The organism is Brevundimonas sp. GW822-FHT03E11 (assembly GCF_058801445.1).
The window spans coordinates 235,363-252,025 of record NZ_JBXANG010000003.1 but is presented as its reverse complement, the minus strand read 5'-3'; the positions used below and the strand labels follow the sequence as shown (position 1 = coordinate 252,025).

Genomic DNA, 16,663 nt, shown 5'->3' with positions numbered 1-16,663 from the left:
GCCATGTCTGATCCCGCCCCTCCCCATCGCCGCGCCGTCCTGTCGGGTGCGGGCGCCCTGGCCCTCAGCGGCTGCGCCACCCTGTCGGGGGCGCCGGCCCGGCAGACGGTCTGGACCTTCGACCGGCTGGCCGGCATCGGCGGCGAGCGGACGACGGTGGAGGGTGCGCCGGCCCTGATCGACAGCCCCTATGGCCGGGCTGTGCGGTTCGACGGCGTGGACGACGCCTTGTTCATCGACAGCCATCCGCTGGCCGGAGCCGAGACCTTCACCTTCGAGGCCCTGTTCCGTCCCGACGGCGGCGCCTTCGAACAGCGGTGGTTCCATCTGGCGGAAGAGGCGCCGGCGGGCCAGCCCCCGTCCCAGACCCGCTTCCTGTTCGAAATCCGCGTCGTGCGCGACCGCTGGTACCTGGACGCCTTCACCCGCGGCCCCGGCTACAACCACACCCTGATCTTCCCGGAGCGGCTGTACCCCTGCGGACAGTGGTTCCATGTGGCCCAGACCTTCGACGGAACGATGTACCGGTCCTATGTCGACGGCGTTTTGCAGGGCGAACATCCGATCGCCTTCAAGCCCCAGGGTCCGGGACAGGCCTCCGTCGGCTGCCGGATCAATCGGCTGAACTATTTCAACGGCGCGGTGCGTCAGGCCCGCTTCACCCCCGCCGCCTTGGCGCCGGACCGGTTCACGCGACGCTGAACCGATCGGCGCCCCGCTCATGCGCCAGAAGCCAGCGTTTGCGCTCCACCCCGCCGGCGTAGCCGGTCAGGGCGCCGTTCGCGCCGATCACCCGATGGCACGGCACGATGATCGCCACCGGATTGGCGCCGTTGGCCAGCCCCACGGCCCGCGCCGCCCTGGGCGATCCAACCGCCGCCGCCAGCCGGCCATAGGTCCAGGTCTCGCCCGCCGGAATGGTGCGCAGCGCCGCCCAGACCGATCTTTGGAAGACCCCGCCGCCGGTCCGCACCTCCAATCCCTCGAAGGCGCTCAGCTCGCCGGCGAACCAGGCGTCGGCCGCCCGACGCACCGCCTCCGCTCGTCCCGTCCTCAGGGCGACCGGCCCGTAATGGCGGTGCAGCAGCCGCCGCATCCGGTCTTCATAGTCGTGAAAGTCCAGGGCCCGCACCGCCCCGTCCGCGTCCGTCACCACCAGAATCTCGCCCAGAGGCGAAGCGAACCGATCCAGCGTCAGGTCCGAGGCCGCCGTCGCGGGTTCAGTCATGGCTCATCTCCTTGATCATAGTCCAATACAGGGCCCCATAGGCGCGCCACGGCCGCCACCGCTCGGCCCGCGCCGTCAGGGCGGCGTCGGCGCCGGTCAGCCGGTCGCTGGGCGCGTCCTCTCCGTCGTCGATCCAGTCGCCGACGGGGCGCAGACCCGGCCGCGCGGCCAGGACCGGCGCCAGTTCGGGGTCAGCGGACAGGTCGCGCGTGATCGCCTCCGGATCGGCCGCCAGGTCGAACACGCGCCGCACCCGGGCCAGGACGCCGGGCAGGGCCTTCAGCTCGTCGATGCGGGCCTCGACCACAGCCTTGCCCAGCGCGCCGGGGCGCACCGTCACTGCGCCCTCGGTCCCATCCACCGACTTGCGCAGCCGCCGCGTCCAGGCGCCGTCCGCCGTGGTTTCATCGGCCGCCCCACGCGCCGCCAAGGCCGCCGACACGAAGTCCCAGTCATAGGGCGGGCGATAGGCCAGGTTCAGGGTCACGCGCCCGCCGCCCTCCTCCGCCGCCTTGCGCCGCCGCAGGGCCGAGGGCGGGCGCCCGTACAGGGCCTGGAAGGTTTCATTGAACCGGCGCACGCTGCCGAAGCCCGACGCCATCGCCACCTCGGCCATGGTCAGTTCGGTCTCATGGATCAGCTGTTTGGCCAGAAGCACCCGCCGGGTCTGGGCCACGCTGACGGGGGCGGCGCCCAGATGCTGGCGAAACAGCCGCCGCAGGTGCCGCTCTCCCACCCCCAGCCGCTCGGCCAGGGCCTCGGCGTCCCCGTCGTCCAGCGCGCCCGCCTCGATCAGGGCCAGGGCGCGGCTGACGGTGTTGGACGTGCCGCGCCAGGCGCCCATCTCCGGCGCCGTCTCGGGCCGACAGCGCAGACAGGCCCGAAACCCCGCCGCCTCGGCCGAGGCCGCAGTCGGGTGGAACACCACATTCTCTCGCCGCGGCGTCCGCGCCGGACAGACCGGCCGACAGTAGATGCCGGTCGAGGTGACCCCCGTGAAGAACCGCCCGTCGAACCGGGCGTCGCGCGCGCTCAGCGCCCGCCAGCAGGCTTCCGCATCCAGGGTCTGTTCCATCGGCGCAGAATGGGCGTTTCAGCCGCACCTGTCTCGCGGTTTTCGGCCATGGATGAGCGTGAGAATTCTATCCGAGAACGGGGGGTTTCGCTGAGACCCCATGCGACATAACCTCTCACCTGCGCACGCAGAGGCGCAGTTATAAAACAATGGGAGTCACGCCTTGGTTCGCCTACCTTTTTCCACGCTCGCCGTCCTGGGGGCCGGCGCCGTCCTCGTCGCCTTCACCGCCGCCGCCCAGGACAGGGTCAGCCCGGAACCCGCCGCCTCGGGGCGCGCCCTGCCGGTCGGCGCCTATCGTGAGACCTGCCGGGGGATCACTCTGAACGGCGATCGGCTGCGCGCCCGCTGCATCGCCAAGAACGGTCAGTCCGTTTCGTCGACCCTCAGCGTCCGCAGCTGCCGGGGCGCGGCGATCCGCAATGACGACGGCCGCCTGGCCTGCACGCCGGCTTCGCCCCCCCGCTCGGCCTGACTGCGGAGGAGGCGACCGGCCGGACCGGTCGCCTTTCTGCGGACCTACATAGGCCAGAACAGCAGAATGGCCGGCGGACCGATGATCAGCACCAGCAGGCTGAGCGGCGCCCCCAGCTTGGGATAGTCCGAGAACTTGTAGCCGCCCGGCCCCATGACCAGGGTGTTGCACTGGTGTCCGATGGGGGTCAGGAAGTCGCACGCCGCCCCCACGGCCACGGCCATCAGGAAGGGGTCGGGGCGGTAGCCCAGCTGCTGGGCCAGCGTCGCGGCGATGGGCGCCACCACCAAAACCGTCGCGGCGTTGTTCAGGAAGGGCGTCACCGCCATGGCCGCAAACATCATTCCACCCACCGCGATCACGGGCGGAATGCCCTGGAACACCGACCGCAGTCCGCCGGCGATCAGATCGGCTCCGCCCGTCTGCTGGATCGCGTCCGAGACGGGGATTAGGGCGGCGATCAGCACCAGCAGCGGTCCGTCCAGCGCCGCATAGGCTTCGCGCATCTTCAGACCGCCCAGGGCCACGATGATCACCGCCGCGCCGAAGAAGGCGATGGAGACCGGGATCAGGCCGAAGCCCACCATCACCATCGCCGCCGTCAGGACCAGGGCGGGCAGGAATTTTCGCCTCTGTCCGCCCAGCCGCATCTCCCGTTCGGCCAGCGGCAGCAGGCCTAGTTCCGCCAGTCTCCCCGGCAGGCCCGATTCCGACCCCTGGAGCAAAAGAACGTCCCCGGCCTGGAGCTTGGCCGTCCGCAGATGCTGGGTCAGCTCATAGCCGCTGCGCGACACGCCCAGCAGATTCAGCCCGTGCTGACCATACAGATCCAGCGACCGCACCGACTGCCCCACCAGCTTAGAATCCGCCCCGATCACGGCCTCGGCCAGAGTGACCTCGTCCTTGGCCTCCTCCAGCAACACCGGCCGGTCGCCGCGCACCAGCTTCAGCTTGGCGGCGTCGATGAAGCCCTCCAGCGCCTCCTGATCGCCCTTGATCAACAGGGTGTCGCCGGGGCGGATGATGGTGTTGCCGCGCGGGCGCGTCTTGCGCTTGCCATCGCGGATCAGGGCCATGACCTGGATGTCGTCCACAGCCAGGGCCTTCAGAGCGTTGATCGGTCGCGGCTCCATCACCCAATCCTCGGGAACGCGGGCCTCGGTCAGATAGGCGTTCGCCGACAGGGCCGCCGACAGGCCGATGGTGCCGGTCCGGTCCTTGGGCAGCAGCCTGTAGCCGAAGGCCAGAAACACCAGGGCCGCCGCCGTCAGGATCAGGCCGACGGGCGCATAGTCGAACATGCGAAACGGCTCGCCGGTCATGGTCTCGCGCACCTCGGCGACCAGGATGTTGGGGGCGGTGCCCACCAGGGTGACCATTCCCCCCGCCATGGCGCCGAAGGCCATGGGCATCAGCAGGCGCGACTGTTTGGTGCCGGTGCGTCGGCTGACCTGCAACGCCACCGGCATCATGATGGCCAGGGCGCCGACGTTCTTGGTGACCATGGACAGCAGGGTCACGGCCGCCGTCAGCACCGGCGCCTGAGACCGCTCGGTCTTCAGGTACGGCATGATCCGCTTCAGGGCCATTTCGACGATGCCCGACTTGGCGAAGGCGGCCGAGACCACCAGGGCGCAGGCGATGATCACCGTGACGTCGTTGGAAAAGCCTTCGAAGGCCGCGTCCGCCGGAATGACCCCGATCGCCAGCCCCGCGACCAAGGCCGCCAAGGCGACCAGATCATAGCGGAACCTTCCCCAGATGAAGGCTGCGACCGTCAGCCCCACCAGGCCGAAGGCCAAACCCTGTTGTAACGTCACGCTTAAGCCCCGACCCGGCCGCCCGTCGCCGCCGTTTCAACTGCAACGGCGAAGGCGGCCGGAGGTTCAACACCGTCCGACGATCATCCGCCCCACGCCGCGCAGGACGCGCCAGACCTCGCCGACGAAGGCCCAGACCACGATGATCATCAACAGGGCGGCCAGTTCGCCGCCGTGGTCCCCGGTCCGGTCGAACAGGCTCCGCACCCGGTCGAAGAAATCGGTCGCCGTCCCGACCCAGATCACCGGGCTCAGCGGCGACCAGAACCACAGCCACAACAGGCCCCAGGCCGCCGCCGCCCCAAAGCTGATGTCGCCCACGGCCGTCAGCCGCGCATTGCCGCCCGAGGCCGCTCGCATCAGGTCGAACACCACCCGCGCCGCAGCGAACAGGGTCACGGGCCAATAGGCGACGTCGACGATCTGGACCAGGATGCGGCCGTAATCGACCCCGTCCAGACTGCCGGCCAGGTCTTCCGGCCGGATCGAGGCCATGGGCAACAGGCCGGTCCACCACAGCAGCAGAACCGCCCAGGCGATGGCGCTGGCGACGGCCTTGGCGGCGGGCGACATCTCGGCGCTCTTGCGCACCGCCGGCCCCGGCTTGGCCGCCCGGGCCGCATCGCGACCGCGCGCCAGCCGCTCGCGCCAGGTCTCGGCGTCCAGGTCGCCGCCCAGTTCGAACAGGCCCAGATCCTTGACCCGCCATTTGGCGATGAAGTCCGGCTTCTTCTCCTGCCGCTCCAGCACGAAGCCGATCAGGGTGACGACCCCGATCACCGTCACCGCCCCGCTGAACAGGGCGCCGAAGCTCTGGCCTATGGCCTGGCCCAGATAGATGTCCCCGACCAGCACCCGCACCGCCAGGCCGATCAGGGTGACGCAGCCCATCACCACCAGGGCCGTCTTCACCGCGAACAGCCACCAGGGATACAGTTCCGGCCCGATCAGCGACTGGGGCCCGGACCGATAGCGCGCCGCCACCGTCAGCGGATGGCCCACCTCGCGCAGCAGGGCCTCGACCTCGTCGTCGCCGGGCGCCCGCCCCAGCCGTTCCTCCAGCGCCTCGATCCGCCCCATGATCTCGTCGCGCAGTTCGGCGACGATGTCGTCGCGCGTCGCCTTGGGCAGCTGGGCCGCCACCGCCTTCAGATACCGTTCGACCAGGTCCATCCCGCTCTCTCCCTCAGTCCCCATGATCACAACATCGTCTCCAGCGAGGCCGACAGGCCCCGCCATTCGGCCGCCAGCCGCGCCAGCAGGACCTCGCCCCGCGCCGACAGGCGGTAGAAGCGCTTCTTGCGCCGCTCCTCCTCGCGCCATTCGCTGTCCAGCAGCCCCTGGCTCTCCAGCCGGCGCAGCAGCGGATAGAGGGTGCTCTCCTCCATCTCGACGCCCGCCGCATTCAGGGCGACCCTGAGCGAATAGCCGTATTGCTCGGTCCTCAGACTGGCCAACACCGCCAGGATCAAAGACCCCCGCCGCAGCTCCAGCCGCAGACTCTCGAACAGCAGTTCCTCATCCTGACTCACCCGCCGGTCTCCATGCGTCACATAGTGTGTGACACACAGTGTATGGGACATACTGTGTGAGGGAGTCAAGCTTGCACCATGTCTCGAAGCAGGCGAAGGGAGCTACAGCCCGAGGGAGCAAACGTGAACGCCGCAGATTTTATCGCCAAATGGAGCGACGCGACCCTGCGCGAGCGGCAGGGCTCGCAGATGCATTTCCTCGACCTTTGCGCCCTGTTGGATCAGCCCCAGCCGACCGACCCCGATCGCTACTGTTTCGAGCGCGGCGCGACCAAGGCGGGCGGCGACGACGGCTGGGCCGATGTCTGGCGGCGCGGCTGCTTCGCCTGGGAGTACAAGGGCCCCCACAAGGATCTGGACAAGGCGTTCCGCCAGTTGGCGACCTATGTCTCGGACCTTGAAAATCCGCCCTATCTGGTGACTTCGGACATGTCGCGGATCGTCGTCCGCACCAATTTCACCAACACCGTGACGGCGGTCTATGAGTTTGCCTTAGATGACCTGCGCGACCCGGCCAAACGCGACCTGCTACGCCAGATTTTCGAAGGCTCGGAAAAGCTCAAGCCGACCGTCAGCCCGCAGGAATTGACGGCCAAGGCCGTCGAACGCTTCGCTGAACTGGGCCGCCGACTTCAGGATCGCCGAACCAAGGACGACCGGCCGCTGCACGATCCGCGCGCCATCGCCCACTTCCTGAACCAGCTCGTCTTCTGCATGTTCGCCGAGGACGCGCGCCTGCTGCCGGACAAACTGTTCACCAAAACGCTTAGGGGCGTTCAGACCCACCCAGTCCGCGCTCAAAAGGCGCTGGCCAGCCTGTTCAACGCCATGGCCAGCGAGGAGGAGGACGACCGCTTCTTCCTCGGCGTCGGCGTCATTAACTGGTTCAACGGCGGCCTGTTCGACGGCGCCGAGCCCCTGCTGCTGGAAGCGCCCGACCTGAAACTGGTCGCCGACACCGCCGACGAGCACGACTGGTCCGAAATCGACCCGGCCATCTTCGGCACCATGTTCGAAGAGGCGCTGAAGGCCACCCGCAAGCGCGCCGCCCTAGGCGCCCACTACACCGACCGCGCCAAGATACTGAAGATCGTCGATCCCGTCATCGTCTGGCCGCTGGAGGCCGAATGGGCCGCCGCGCGCTCCGACATAGCCGCAGCAGCCGAGGAGGCGCGCGCCGCCGCCGCCCGCCGTCAGGCGATCTTCGACGAAGCGGGCGAGGCGTTGAAAGCCGGAAAGGGCAAGGGCGACGAAGCGAAACGCCGCAAGGCCGTCACCCAGGCGGAGAAGGACCGCACCCTGGCGCTCAACCGGGCTCGTGACCGACTTGAAGCCTTTCTCCAACGGCTGAGCGCCTATCGCGTGCTCGACCCGGCCTGCGGTTCGGGAAACTTCCTCTATGTCGCGCTCCACGCGTTAAAAGATATCGAGCTGAAGGCCCTGATCGAGGCCGAACGCCTGACCGGCCTGCAATCGCCGGGGCCGCGCGTGACCCTGGACGCCGTGCGCGGCATCGAGATCGAGCCCTATGCCGCCGAACTGGCTCGCGTCACCCTGTGGATCGGCGACCTGCAGTGGAGCCTGAAGAACGGCTACCGCAACTGGCCCAAACCCATCCTCGCCAAGCTCGACCAGATCGAAAACCGCGACGCTCTGCTGAACCCCGACGGGAGCGAGGCGGAGTGGCCGACTGTGGACGCCATCATCGGCAATCCGCCGTTCCTCGGCGACAGGAAGATGATCGCCGACATCGGCGAGGACTACGTCACCCAGCTCCGCAAGACCTTCAAGGGCCGCGTGCCCGGCGGCTCCGACTTCGTCACCTACTGGGTCGAGAAGGCCTGGCGCGAAGTCAGCCCCAATCCTCCCCCGTCGGGGGAGGTGGCGCGGCGCCCTTCGCGCCGTGACGGAGGGGGCTCAACCCAGACACCGAACCCGGGTCAAGCCCCCTCCACCGCTTCGCGGTCGATTGGCTCCCCCAACGGGGGAGGAATGAAACGCGCCGGCTTCGTCACCACCAACTCCATCCGGGGCGGCGCCAGCCGCAAGGTCCTCGACCCTATCGCCGACGCCGGCGCGATCTGGGAGGCTTGGGCAGACGAGCCTTGGGTTCTTCAAGGCGCTGCAGTTCGGGTCTCCATGCTAGCCTTCGGGCATGGCTTCGCTGAACGGCGGCTCAACGGTACGGTCGTCGCGGACATCAACGCTGACCTTACGTCCAGCGAAGTGGACCTAACCGATGCCGTTCGCCTACCTGAGAACGCAGATGTGGCCTTCATAGGAACGATGAAAAACGGTCCCTTCAATGTGTCCGGCGAGCAGGCGCGCGCTTGGCTTGTTCTTCCGCGAAACCCAAACGGCAAGAGCAATTCCGCTGTCCTCGCACCATGGACGAACGGCCGGGATATCAGCGCAAGGTCTTCCGAGCAGTGGATTGTGGATTTCGGTCCAAAGAGCACTTTGGCTGCAGCATCTCTGTTTGAAGCTCCGTTTGAGCACGTCCTGAAGCACGTAAAGCCACTTCGAGATCACTTGCGACGAAAGGCGTATCGAGAGCTCTGGTGGCGCTATCAAGAGCCCCAGCAAAAGTTGCGGTCGTCGATTGCAAAGCTCGACAGATATATTGGGTCACCACGCGTGGCTAAGTATCGCCTGTTCCGATGGCTGCATTCGAGTGTAGTGCCCGACAGCGCGATTGTGGGTATTGCCCGCGACGACGACACCACCTTCGGCATCCTCCACTCCCGCTTCCACGAACTTTGGTCCCTGCGCATGGGCACATGGCTCGGCGTCGGCAACGACCCCCGCTACACCCCGTCCACCACCTTCGAGACCTTCCCCTTCCCCAAAGGCCTGACCCCGAACATCCCCGCCGCCGACTATGCCGAGGACCCGCGCGCCGTCGCCATCGCCGAGGCCGCCCGCGACCTGAACGCCAAGCGTGAGGCCTGGTTGAATCCCGTCGACCTCGTCCGCATCGAACCCGAGGTCGTGCCCGGCTATCCCGACCGTATCCTGCCGGTTTCGGACGATGCGGCGAAGGTGTTGAAGACCCGCACCCTGACCAACCTCTACAACCAGCGCCCCGAATGGCTGGACATGGCCCATCGCCGCCTCGACGCCGCCGTCGCGGCGGCATACGGCTGGCCCGCCGACCTGACCGACGATCAGGTCCTCGAACACCTCTTCGCCCTCAATCAGGAGCGCGCGGCGGCAGGGCGATAGTTTTCCACAGTAACCGCTGATCGTCCCCATAAATGGAACAAAACAGGATCGACACTACATCGTGCGGTCTGGACTCGAAACTTCCCACAACATATAGCTCAATACAGCCAAGGCAGCCCACAAAGCGGTTGACCATCCAAGAGTCTTAATTTCTTGGACGGCAGCGGCCGAATCGGATTGCATGAGGTGAGAGGGAGGCGCGCCAACGCCTCCCTCGACCCAACCCCTCCATAAGCGGACGGAGGGTTCGGGAGCTCGCGTCGAGCATGCTCAGAGGAATACGATTCTTCGTAGGGCACAATCAAGTCCGCTGAGAAGGAGAAACCGTCATGGACGGTTCCTACAGCGCGCGTAAACCCATCGGAACGACTGCGACCACCGGGCATCCTTGCCCGGAATCCGGTGTCTGGAAGGTCGTGGGTTATCCCACGACCACCGCTCCGATCGCCAAAGGCAACATCCTGCCGCCCTATCAGGGCCGCGCGGTGACCTGGCAACTCACGGCTTACGCCTAACCAAACGGGGCGGGCGTCAAAACCCGCCCCAACTTTCAGCACCTGATTGGAGATATCCGACATGGCCAAGAACACCGGAAGCAATTTTAGACGCGGCGCAGTCACCGCCCGCACTCAGTTTCAACACTCGAACGGCGACTGGCAGAAGCGCGACGAGCGCAGCGGCCAGTTCATGGAGCGCAAGTCCAGCGAAGGCCCCTTCAAGGGCGTCGCCAAGGAACCGGACGGCCGCGACGGCAAGGACTAGGTGCAACCCGACCTCTTCGGCGACCCCGCCCCGGCGGCGCCCGCCTATGTCGTGCCCTATCCCATTGCGGTGAACACCCTGCGGCGGACGCTGGAGATGTTGCAGGCGGCCGAGGTCTGGCCCTGGGATGCGGACATGAAGGCGGCGCGGATGGAGCGCAACGTGCCCAAGATGCTGGCCGTCCTGCCCCCGGACGAGGCTGCGGACTGGCGCCGCCGGATCGAGGCCGAGGCCGCGCGGCTCGACGCCTGACCGCCCGCAACCCTCGCGGCGGCCGAAACGGTGCGGGAAGAAGCAGCAGAGACTTCAGACGTCGCCGACCTGGCGGCACTGGCGCGCGACCAGATCGAGCGGCGCATATCCAGCCAGTTCGCCGGCCACGCCTTCACGCGCTTGATCGCCGCCCTTTTAGGAACTCAGGGATATCAAGTCGAGGTCTCGCCACCCGGGCCGGATCGAGGCATCGACATCGTCGCAGGCCAGGGCGCCCTCGGCCTGAGCGGCCCCAAGCTTGTCGTTCAAGTCAAGTCCGGCGGCATAGTGGTGGACCAGCCGACGCTTCAAGGACTGATCGGCTGCATCCATGACGTTCATGCCGATCATGGCCTTTTGGTCAGTTGGTCCGGCTTTAGCCCGCCAGTACGAAAACGTGTGAATGAGCTGTACTTCCGAGTGCGGCTTTGGGACCGCAAACAGATCGTTGACGCCCTGCTGACCCATTACGATGACCTTCCAGCCGACATACGCGCCGAACTGCCGCTGCGACGCATCTGGACCCTGGTTCCTGACATGACGGTATAATCGCCTTCGATCGCAAAAAGGGGCGGCGGACCGAAGTCCGCCGCCCCGTTCTTGTCGCGCTGACGTCGCCTTAGAAGGACTTGGTCAGGTTCACGAAGGCCGTGCGGCCCAGGTAGTCGTAGCCCGAGTACAGCGGGGCGTTGCCGACCCGGTTGTACACGCCCGCCGAGATGGTCGGGGGGTTTTCGTTGAACAGGTTGCGAACGCCCAGGGTGGCGGTCCAGCCGTCGGCCGAATACTGGACCGAGGCGTTGTGCAGCCAGTAGTCGTCCACCGCGAGGTCGTAGTCCGAGGTGACCGGATCTTCCTCATAGTAGGCGTAGCTGTCGGTGCCCTGGATCCATTCGACGCCATAGCGGACGCGCCATTGATCCCAAGCGTAGGAGACGTCGGCGGTGCCGGTGAACTCCGGATTGTTGACCATGCCGGTGTAGTCGACCAGCGGGTCTTCCTCGAACAGCTTGTTGGAGATCTCCGTGTACTGGGTGATCGCCAGGTTCAGCAGGGCCGTGCCGGGACCGACGTCCTTGCGATAGCGAACCGTATAGTCCAGCCCCTTCACATTGTCGGTGGCCAGGTTCACGTAGCTGTCCGAGACCGTCAGGCTGTTGTCCGCCGGATCACGCGACACCAGGCGGCAGAAGCCGGCGTCGGCGGCGAAGTCTTCCGGGTTGGAGTCGTAGCAGCGGGTCAGGATTTCGCCTGCGCCGGTGCGCGACACGCCGTTCTCGACCTCGATCTCATAGTAGTCGACGGCGAAGGCCAGGTCGCCCCAGCTTGAAGGCATCGGAGGACGCACGACCAGACCCAGGGTCATGTTGGTCGAGGTCTCGGCCGACAGGCCGGCCTCAGCGCCCCCTGCGGTGATCACCCGGACGCTGTTGGTGGACTGGAAGTCGCCGGCCAGGCCTTCGGACGCGCAGTTGGCGACGCGGTTGGGGTTCACGCCCGGCGCGCCGTAGTCGTTGCAGCGGTCGATCGAGTTCGACTGGAAGCCGCTGGTGGCGCCGACGAACTGTTCGAACAGGGCCGGGGCCCGGTAGGAGGTGCCGTAGGTGCCGCGAACCGTGATCCAGTCGATCGGACGATAGACCAGGCCGACCTTGTAGGTCGTGTCGTCGCCGTAGGAGTCATAGTCGGTGTAACGGGCCGAACCGTTCAGGGTCAGCTCGCGAACGCCAGGCAGATCAACCAGCAGCGGGGCCTCGATCTCGCCGAAGACTTCCTTCACCGAATCCGAACCGCGGGTGATGGCCGAGGTCGAATAGTTGTAGGTGTTGCCCAGCTGGCTATCCAGGCCCGGGGTGTCGTCGATCTCGGACTCACGCCATTCGGCGCCGAAGAAGCCCATGACGCGGCCGGCGGGCAGGCTGAACAGCGGACCGTCGATGCCGATGCTGGCGACCTTCTCGATGAACTCGGTCGTGCCGGTCACCGGACGGAAGACATAGTCCTTCCAGTCCTGCGGCAGGACGCCGCCGATGGTCTGGGTCGTCAGGGCCGGAGCCGCGACACAGCCGGGGTTCGACGCCAGGGCGGCGCACTGGAAGCCGCCCGCGCCGTCGCTGACCACGTCCAGCGAAGCGATCAGATTGTCGGTCAGGAACTGTTCGCTGGTGTAGGTCGATTTGGACCGCGAATAGCTGACATAGGCGTCATAGCGCCATTCAGGCACGAAGAAGTCGCCCTTGATCCCGGCGACGTAGCGGCCGAAATCGACTTCCTGTTCGGAGTGATCGTTGCCGTAGCCGATGAAGGCGCGCACGCCGACGTCTTGGCCCTGGTTCAGCCCTTGGTCGCCAAAGGCGACGCTGCCCTGCAGATTGGCGGGGATCAGGGGGCTGCCGACGGCGTAGTCCAGCGCCAGCTGGCGGTAACCGGTTTGCGACGACTTGCGCTGATTGAACAGGGCCTCGCCGTAGATTTCAGCATTGCCCAGGGCGTTCAACTGATAGCCGGCTTCGCCGTACAGGGTGGTGATCTCGACCGGCGAGATCAGCGACTCGTTCAGCATCCGGTCTTCGAAGGTGTCGCGGACGTTCAGGTCGTTGCCCGGACCGCCCACGCCCTCAAAGCCGACCAGACCGGTCGTGACGGCCGAGTTCGGACGCCAGCGGTTGAAGGTCGTGCCGGTCGCGCCCGGCGCCGCGACGCCGGTCGTGGCGCCCGTGGCGATCGTGTTGATCGTCACGCCGTTCGAGCCGGTCGTGGTGACCGGATAGCATTTCGACTGGCCGGTCAGCGGGTCGATATAGTCCTGACCGTTCCGGAAACCGTCGGTCTGGCAACGGGTGAACTCGCGGTCGCGCAGGGTCAGTTCGTCGCGCTCGTAGCGCTCGATCGAACCGGCGGCGCGCCAGCGATCGCCACGAACGCCTGCGGTCAGCGACAGACGGGTCGAACCGCCCGCGCCATTGGCCTCCAGGGGCTCGTTGCGCTGTCCTTCAAAGACCAGGCCTTCGAAGTTCTGGCGGGTCTGGATATTGACCACCCCGGCGACGGCGTCGGAGCCGTAGACCGAAGAGGCGCCGTCGCGCAGGACTTCGACCCGGTCGATCATGGCGGTCGGCAGGACGTTCAGGTCAGCCGCGCCGACCGAACCGCGCGAACCGGCCGGCGAAACGCGACGGCCGTTCAGCAGCACCAGAGTCCGGCTCGGGCTCATGCCGCGCAGGCCGATGGTGTTGGCGCCGGGGCCGCCGTCGGTGACATAGCCGCCGTAGGCGTTGTTGATTTGGGACGTGCCGCCGGTGACGGCGGTGCTTTGCAGCGCCTCAGTGGTCGAGGCGAAGCCCTGCAGGGTCGCCTCTTCGCGCGTCACCACCTGGGTCGGCGAGGGCGCATTGTAGTTGTCGCGCCGGATGCGCGAGCCGATGACGACGATGTCCTCGACCTGGGCGGAGCCGTCCTGGGCCGCCGTTCCGTCCTGAACCACGGCGGCGTCCTGGGCCAAGGCGCCGGAAGCGGCCAAGACCGAGATAGAAGCGGCCAATCCCCCGACAATAGTCGAAGAAAGAAGAGTGTTTTTACGAGTACGCATACGCCCCATTCACAAACAGTATTGATACACTACTTAGATCGGTAGCCGGGTAGCAAAGGTATATATCACCGATACATCAAATGTATCAGTTCTGTGACCCTGTTAAGGATCGGGAATACGGGCCGCAACCAAAAAGTCGCACAAACGTACGATTAGCGACGAAAAACCGAAAAACAGCAGCCACGTCGCGGCATATCGAAGCATGTTCTTTTCGCGTAGTGACGTTTTGTCGCCATTTTTTGGCCCGCCTGCGCCACATTCTGCGCGCTACAGGCGCTCTTCGGCTCTCTGGCGCCCTTGCCGTCGCCGCACTAAGTTCTGTTCATGAACCGTTCTTCGACGCCGAAGCCCGCTGCGGCCAAGCCCGCCAAGCCCGTCCCCGCCAAACCCGTCCATGTGCCCGATCCCGGCGTGCGGGAGGCGGCGGCCGCCTTCATTCGCGACACCGGGAAAATGCCGATGTTCGCCCCGGTGACGGGTCCGCGCCTGACGCCGGAGGAGCCGGTCGCCGCCCCGGCCGACTGGGTGCCGCACCGCCCCTCGCGCGAAGGCGCCAAGAAGGGCGGGCGCTTTCGGCTGGAGACGAAATACACCCCCGCCGGCGATCAGCCCGCCGCCATCGCCGAACTGGTGGCCCAGGCCGAGGCGGGCGACCGGGATCAGGTGCTGCTGGGCGTCACCGGCTCGGGCAAGACCTTCACCATGGCCAAGGTCATCGAACAGACCCAGCGCCCGGCCCTGATCCTGGCCCCCAACAAGACCCTGGCGGCCCAGCTCTATTCCGAGTTCAAGAGCTTCTTCCCCGACAATGCGGTCGAATATTTCGTCAGCTACTACGACTACTATCAGCCCGAGGCCTATGTCCCCCGCACCGACACCTATATTGAGAAGGACAGCTCGATAAACGAGCAGATCGACCGGATGCGGCACTCGGCGACGCGGGCGATACTGGAGCGGGATGATGTGATCGTGGTGGCCAGCGTCAGCTGCATCTACGGCATCGGCTCGGTCGAGACCTATACGGCCATGACCTTCACGCTGAAGGTGGGGGACCAGATCGACGAGGCGAAGCTGCGGGCCGACCTGATCGCGCTGCAGTACAAGCGCAACGACCTGAACTTCGAACGCGGCATGTTCAGGAAGCGCGGCGACGTGATCGAAATCTTCCCGGTCCACCTGGAGGACCGGGCCTGGCGCCTCAGCCTGTTCGGCGACGAGCTGGAGGCGATCCAGGAGTTCGACCCCCTGACCGGCAAGAAGACCGCCGAGCTGAACGAGATCACCGTCTACGCCGCCAGCCACTATGTGACCCCGCGCCCGACGCTGAACCAGGCCGTCAACGGCATCAAGGCCGAGCTGAAGGAGACGCTGGACTGGATGATCGAGAACGGCAAACTGCTGGAGGCCCAGCGGCTGGAGCAGCGCACCCGTTTCGACCTGGAGATGATGGAGGCCACCGGCAGCTGCGCCGGCATCGAGAACTATTCCCGCTGGCTGACCGGCCGCGCGCCGGGCGAGCCGCCGCCCACCTTCTTCGAATACATCCCTGACAACGCCCTGCTGTTCGTGGACGAGAGCCACGTCACCATCGGCCAGATCAATGGCATGTTCCGCGGCGACTACCGCCGCAAGTCGACCCTGGCCGAATACGGCTTCCGCCTGCCCTCCTGCATCGACAACCGCCCGCTGAAGTTCGAGGAATGGGACGCCATGCGCCCCCAGACCATCCACGTCTCGGCCACCCCCGGCCCGTGGGAGATGGAGCGGGCCGGCGGCGTCTTCGTCGAACAGGTCATCCGCCCCACCGGCCTGATCGACCCCCCGGTCGAGATCCGCCCCGTCTCGGGCGCCACGCGCAACCAGGTCGACGACGTCATCGACGAGGTCAAGGCGACGACGGCCAAGGGCTATCGCAGCCTGGTCACCACCCTGACCAAGAAGATGGCCGAGGACCTGACCGAATATATGCACGAACAGGGGATCCGCGTCCGCTACATGCACTCAGACGTCGACACGCTGGAGCGGATCGAAATCCTGCGCGACCTGCGTCTGGGCGCCTTCGACTGTCTGATCGGCATCAACCTGCTGCGCGAGGGGCTGGACATCCCCGAGTGCGGCCTGGTCGCCATTCTGGACGCGGACAAGGAGGGCTTCCTGCGCTCCGAGACCAGCCTGATCCAGACCATCGGCCGCGCCGCGCGCAACGTCGACGGCCGCGTCATCCTCTACGCCGACCGCATGACCGGCAGTATGGAGCGCGCCATCGCCGAGACCGACCGCCGCCGCGAACGCCAGATGGCCTATAACGCCGAGCACGGCATCACGCCCGAAAGCGTCAAGCGCGACATCAAGGAAATCCTCGACAGCCCCTATGAGTCCCGCGAGATGGACCGCCTGACCCGCCCCGGCGTGGCCGAGGCCTCCAAACCCTTCGTCGGCTCCAACTTCCAGGCCGCGCTCAAGGACCTGGAAGGCCGCATGCGCGAGGCCGCCTCCAACCTGGAGTTCGAGGAAGCCGCCCGCCTGCGCGACGAGATCAAGCGCATGAAGCTGCTGGACCTGGAATTCGCCAACGAGGCCCTGACGGGGGCGGGCGAAGAGGTGGACCGGTCGGCGCCGAAGAAGTGGCGCAGGGAGGCGGCGGCGGAGAAGGCGGAGGCGTTTAGGAAGGGGAGGGTGTAGGGCCTGCGGACAAGCCATAGCGG

Annotated in this window: 14 protein-coding genes; 8 read left to right on the top strand and 6 right to left on the bottom strand. The window is 66.6% G+C overall.

Annotated features, from left to right (window positions below; all coding sequences use genetic code 11):
* The first annotated feature begins 3 nt into the window (after positions 1-3).
* Positions 4-702, top strand: a complete 699-nt coding sequence (locus tag AC1RKE_RS06555; RefSeq protein ID WP_333896552.1) for a LamG-like jellyroll fold domain-containing protein — start codon at positions 4-6, stop codon at positions 700-702.
* On the opposite strand, the gene AC1RKE_RS06550 is transcribed toward AC1RKE_RS06555, so the two are convergent.
* On the bottom strand, positions 689-1,228 hold the full coding sequence (locus AC1RKE_RS06550) for a methylated-DNA--[protein]-cysteine S-methyltransferase (protein WP_183215030.1): 540 nt from the start codon (positions 1,226-1,228) through the stop codon (positions 689-691). The two genes, AC1RKE_RS06555 and AC1RKE_RS06550, sit on opposite strands and share 14 nt — an antisense overlap.
* The gene (locus AC1RKE_RS06545; protein ID WP_183215031.1) at positions 1,221-2,303 is read right to left on the bottom strand and encodes a bifunctional transcriptional activator/DNA repair enzyme AdaA; all 1,083 of its coding nucleotides are present in this window, start codon (positions 2,301-2,303) and stop codon (positions 1,221-1,223) included. The genes AC1RKE_RS06550 and AC1RKE_RS06545 overlap by 8 nt, the downstream gene beginning before the upstream one ends.
* Before the next feature lie 163 nt (positions 2,304-2,466).
* On the opposite strand from AC1RKE_RS06545, the gene AC1RKE_RS06540 reads away from it, so the two are divergent.
* The gene (locus AC1RKE_RS06540) at positions 2,467-2,778 is read left to right on the top strand and encodes a hypothetical protein (protein ID WP_152950892.1); all 312 of its coding nucleotides are present in this window, start codon (positions 2,467-2,469) and stop codon (positions 2,776-2,778) included.
* Between the two features lie 44 nt (positions 2,779-2,822).
* On the opposite strand, the gene AC1RKE_RS06535 is transcribed toward AC1RKE_RS06540, so the two are convergent.
* The 3 genes from AC1RKE_RS06535 to AC1RKE_RS06525 form a co-directional block, all read right to left on the bottom strand.
* Positions 2,823-4,598, bottom strand: coding sequence for an SLC13 family permease (locus AC1RKE_RS06535; RefSeq protein ID WP_348683299.1), 1,776 nt, complete (start codon positions 4,596-4,598; stop codon positions 2,823-2,825).
* Positions 4,599-4,664: 66 nt separating this feature from the next.
* Complete coding sequence (locus AC1RKE_RS06530) at positions 4,665-5,771, bottom strand: HAAS signaling domain-containing protein (protein WP_348683298.1); 1,107 nt, start codon at positions 5,769-5,771, stop codon at positions 4,665-4,667.
* A gap of 26 nt (positions 5,772-5,797) precedes the next feature.
* Positions 5,798-6,130 carry a PadR family transcriptional regulator gene (locus tag AC1RKE_RS06525; RefSeq protein WP_182713232.1) on the bottom strand — a complete coding sequence of 111 codons (333 nt, stop codon included), beginning with the start codon at positions 6,128-6,130 and terminating at the stop codon, positions 5,798-5,800.
* 123 nt (positions 6,131-6,253) lie between these two features.
* On the opposite strand from AC1RKE_RS06525, the gene AC1RKE_RS06520 reads away from it, so the two are divergent.
* The 5 genes from AC1RKE_RS06520 (at position 6,254) to AC1RKE_RS06500 (ending at position 10,918) form a co-directional block, all read left to right on the top strand.
* Positions 6,254-9,355 (top strand): class I SAM-dependent DNA methyltransferase, encoded by a 3,102-nt coding sequence (locus tag AC1RKE_RS06520; protein ID WP_348683297.1) that lies wholly within the window; start codon positions 6,254-6,256, stop codon positions 9,353-9,355.
* A 329-nt stretch (positions 9,356-9,684) separates the two neighbouring features.
* A complete protein-coding gene (locus AC1RKE_RS06515) occupies positions 9,685-9,870 on the top strand; it encodes a hypothetical protein (protein ID WP_348683295.1) in 186 nt (61 codons plus the stop codon).
* A gap of 61 nt (positions 9,871-9,931) precedes the next feature.
* On the top strand, positions 9,932-10,117 hold the full coding sequence (locus tag AC1RKE_RS06510; RefSeq protein WP_348683294.1) for a hypothetical protein: 186 nt from the start codon (positions 9,932-9,934) through the stop codon (positions 10,115-10,117).
* The gene (locus AC1RKE_RS06505) at positions 10,118-10,369 is read left to right on the top strand and encodes a hypothetical protein (protein ID WP_348683292.1); all 252 of its coding nucleotides are present in this window, start codon (positions 10,118-10,120) and stop codon (positions 10,367-10,369) included.
* 30 nt (positions 10,370-10,399) lie between these two features.
* The gene (locus AC1RKE_RS06500) at positions 10,400-10,918 is read left to right on the top strand and encodes a restriction endonuclease (protein ID WP_082382738.1); all 519 of its coding nucleotides are present in this window, start codon (positions 10,400-10,402) and stop codon (positions 10,916-10,918) included.
* 70 nt (positions 10,919-10,988) lie between these two features.
* Here the strand turns inward: AC1RKE_RS06500 and AC1RKE_RS06495 are convergent, their stop codons facing one another.
* The gene (locus AC1RKE_RS06495; protein WP_227975989.1) at positions 10,989-13,889 is read right to left on the bottom strand and encodes a TonB-dependent receptor domain-containing protein; all 2,901 of its coding nucleotides are present in this window, start codon (positions 13,887-13,889) and stop codon (positions 10,989-10,991) included.
* A gap of 393 nt (positions 13,890-14,282) precedes the next feature.
* Here AC1RKE_RS06495 and uvrB point away from each other — a divergent pair, with 393 nt between their 5' ends.
* Entirely contained in the window at positions 14,283-16,640 is a 2,358-nt protein-coding gene (uvrB, locus tag AC1RKE_RS06490; RefSeq protein WP_348683290.1) for an excinuclease ABC subunit UvrB, read from the top strand.
* Positions 16,641-16,663 lie beyond the last annotated feature (23 nt).

Excerpts from the sequence above, each read along its gene's own strand:
- AC1RKE_RS06555 (WP_333896552.1), top strand. The coding sequence starts at position 4 with ATGTCTGATCCCGCCCCTCCCCATCGCCGCGCCGTCCTGTCGGGTGCG.
- AC1RKE_RS06550 (WP_183215030.1), bottom strand. The coding sequence starts at position 1,228 with ATGACTGAACCCGCGACGGCGGCCTCGGACCTGACGCTGGATCGGTTC.
- AC1RKE_RS06545 (WP_183215031.1), bottom strand. The coding sequence starts at position 2,303 with ATGGAACAGACCCTGGATGCGGAAGCCTGCTGGCGGGCGCTGAGCGCG.
- AC1RKE_RS06530 (WP_348683298.1), bottom strand. The coding sequence starts at position 5,771 with ATGGACCTGGTCGAACGGTATCTGAAGGCGGTGGCGGCCCAGCTGCCC.
- AC1RKE_RS06515 (WP_348683295.1), top strand. The coding sequence starts at position 9,685 with ATGGACGGTTCCTACAGCGCGCGTAAACCCATCGGAACGACTGCGACC.
- AC1RKE_RS06510 (WP_348683294.1), top strand. The coding sequence starts at position 9,932 with ATGGCCAAGAACACCGGAAGCAATTTTAGACGCGGCGCAGTCACCGCC.
- uvrB (WP_348683290.1), top strand. The coding sequence starts at position 14,283 with ATGAACCGTTCTTCGACGCCGAAGCCCGCTGCGGCCAAGCCCGCCAAG.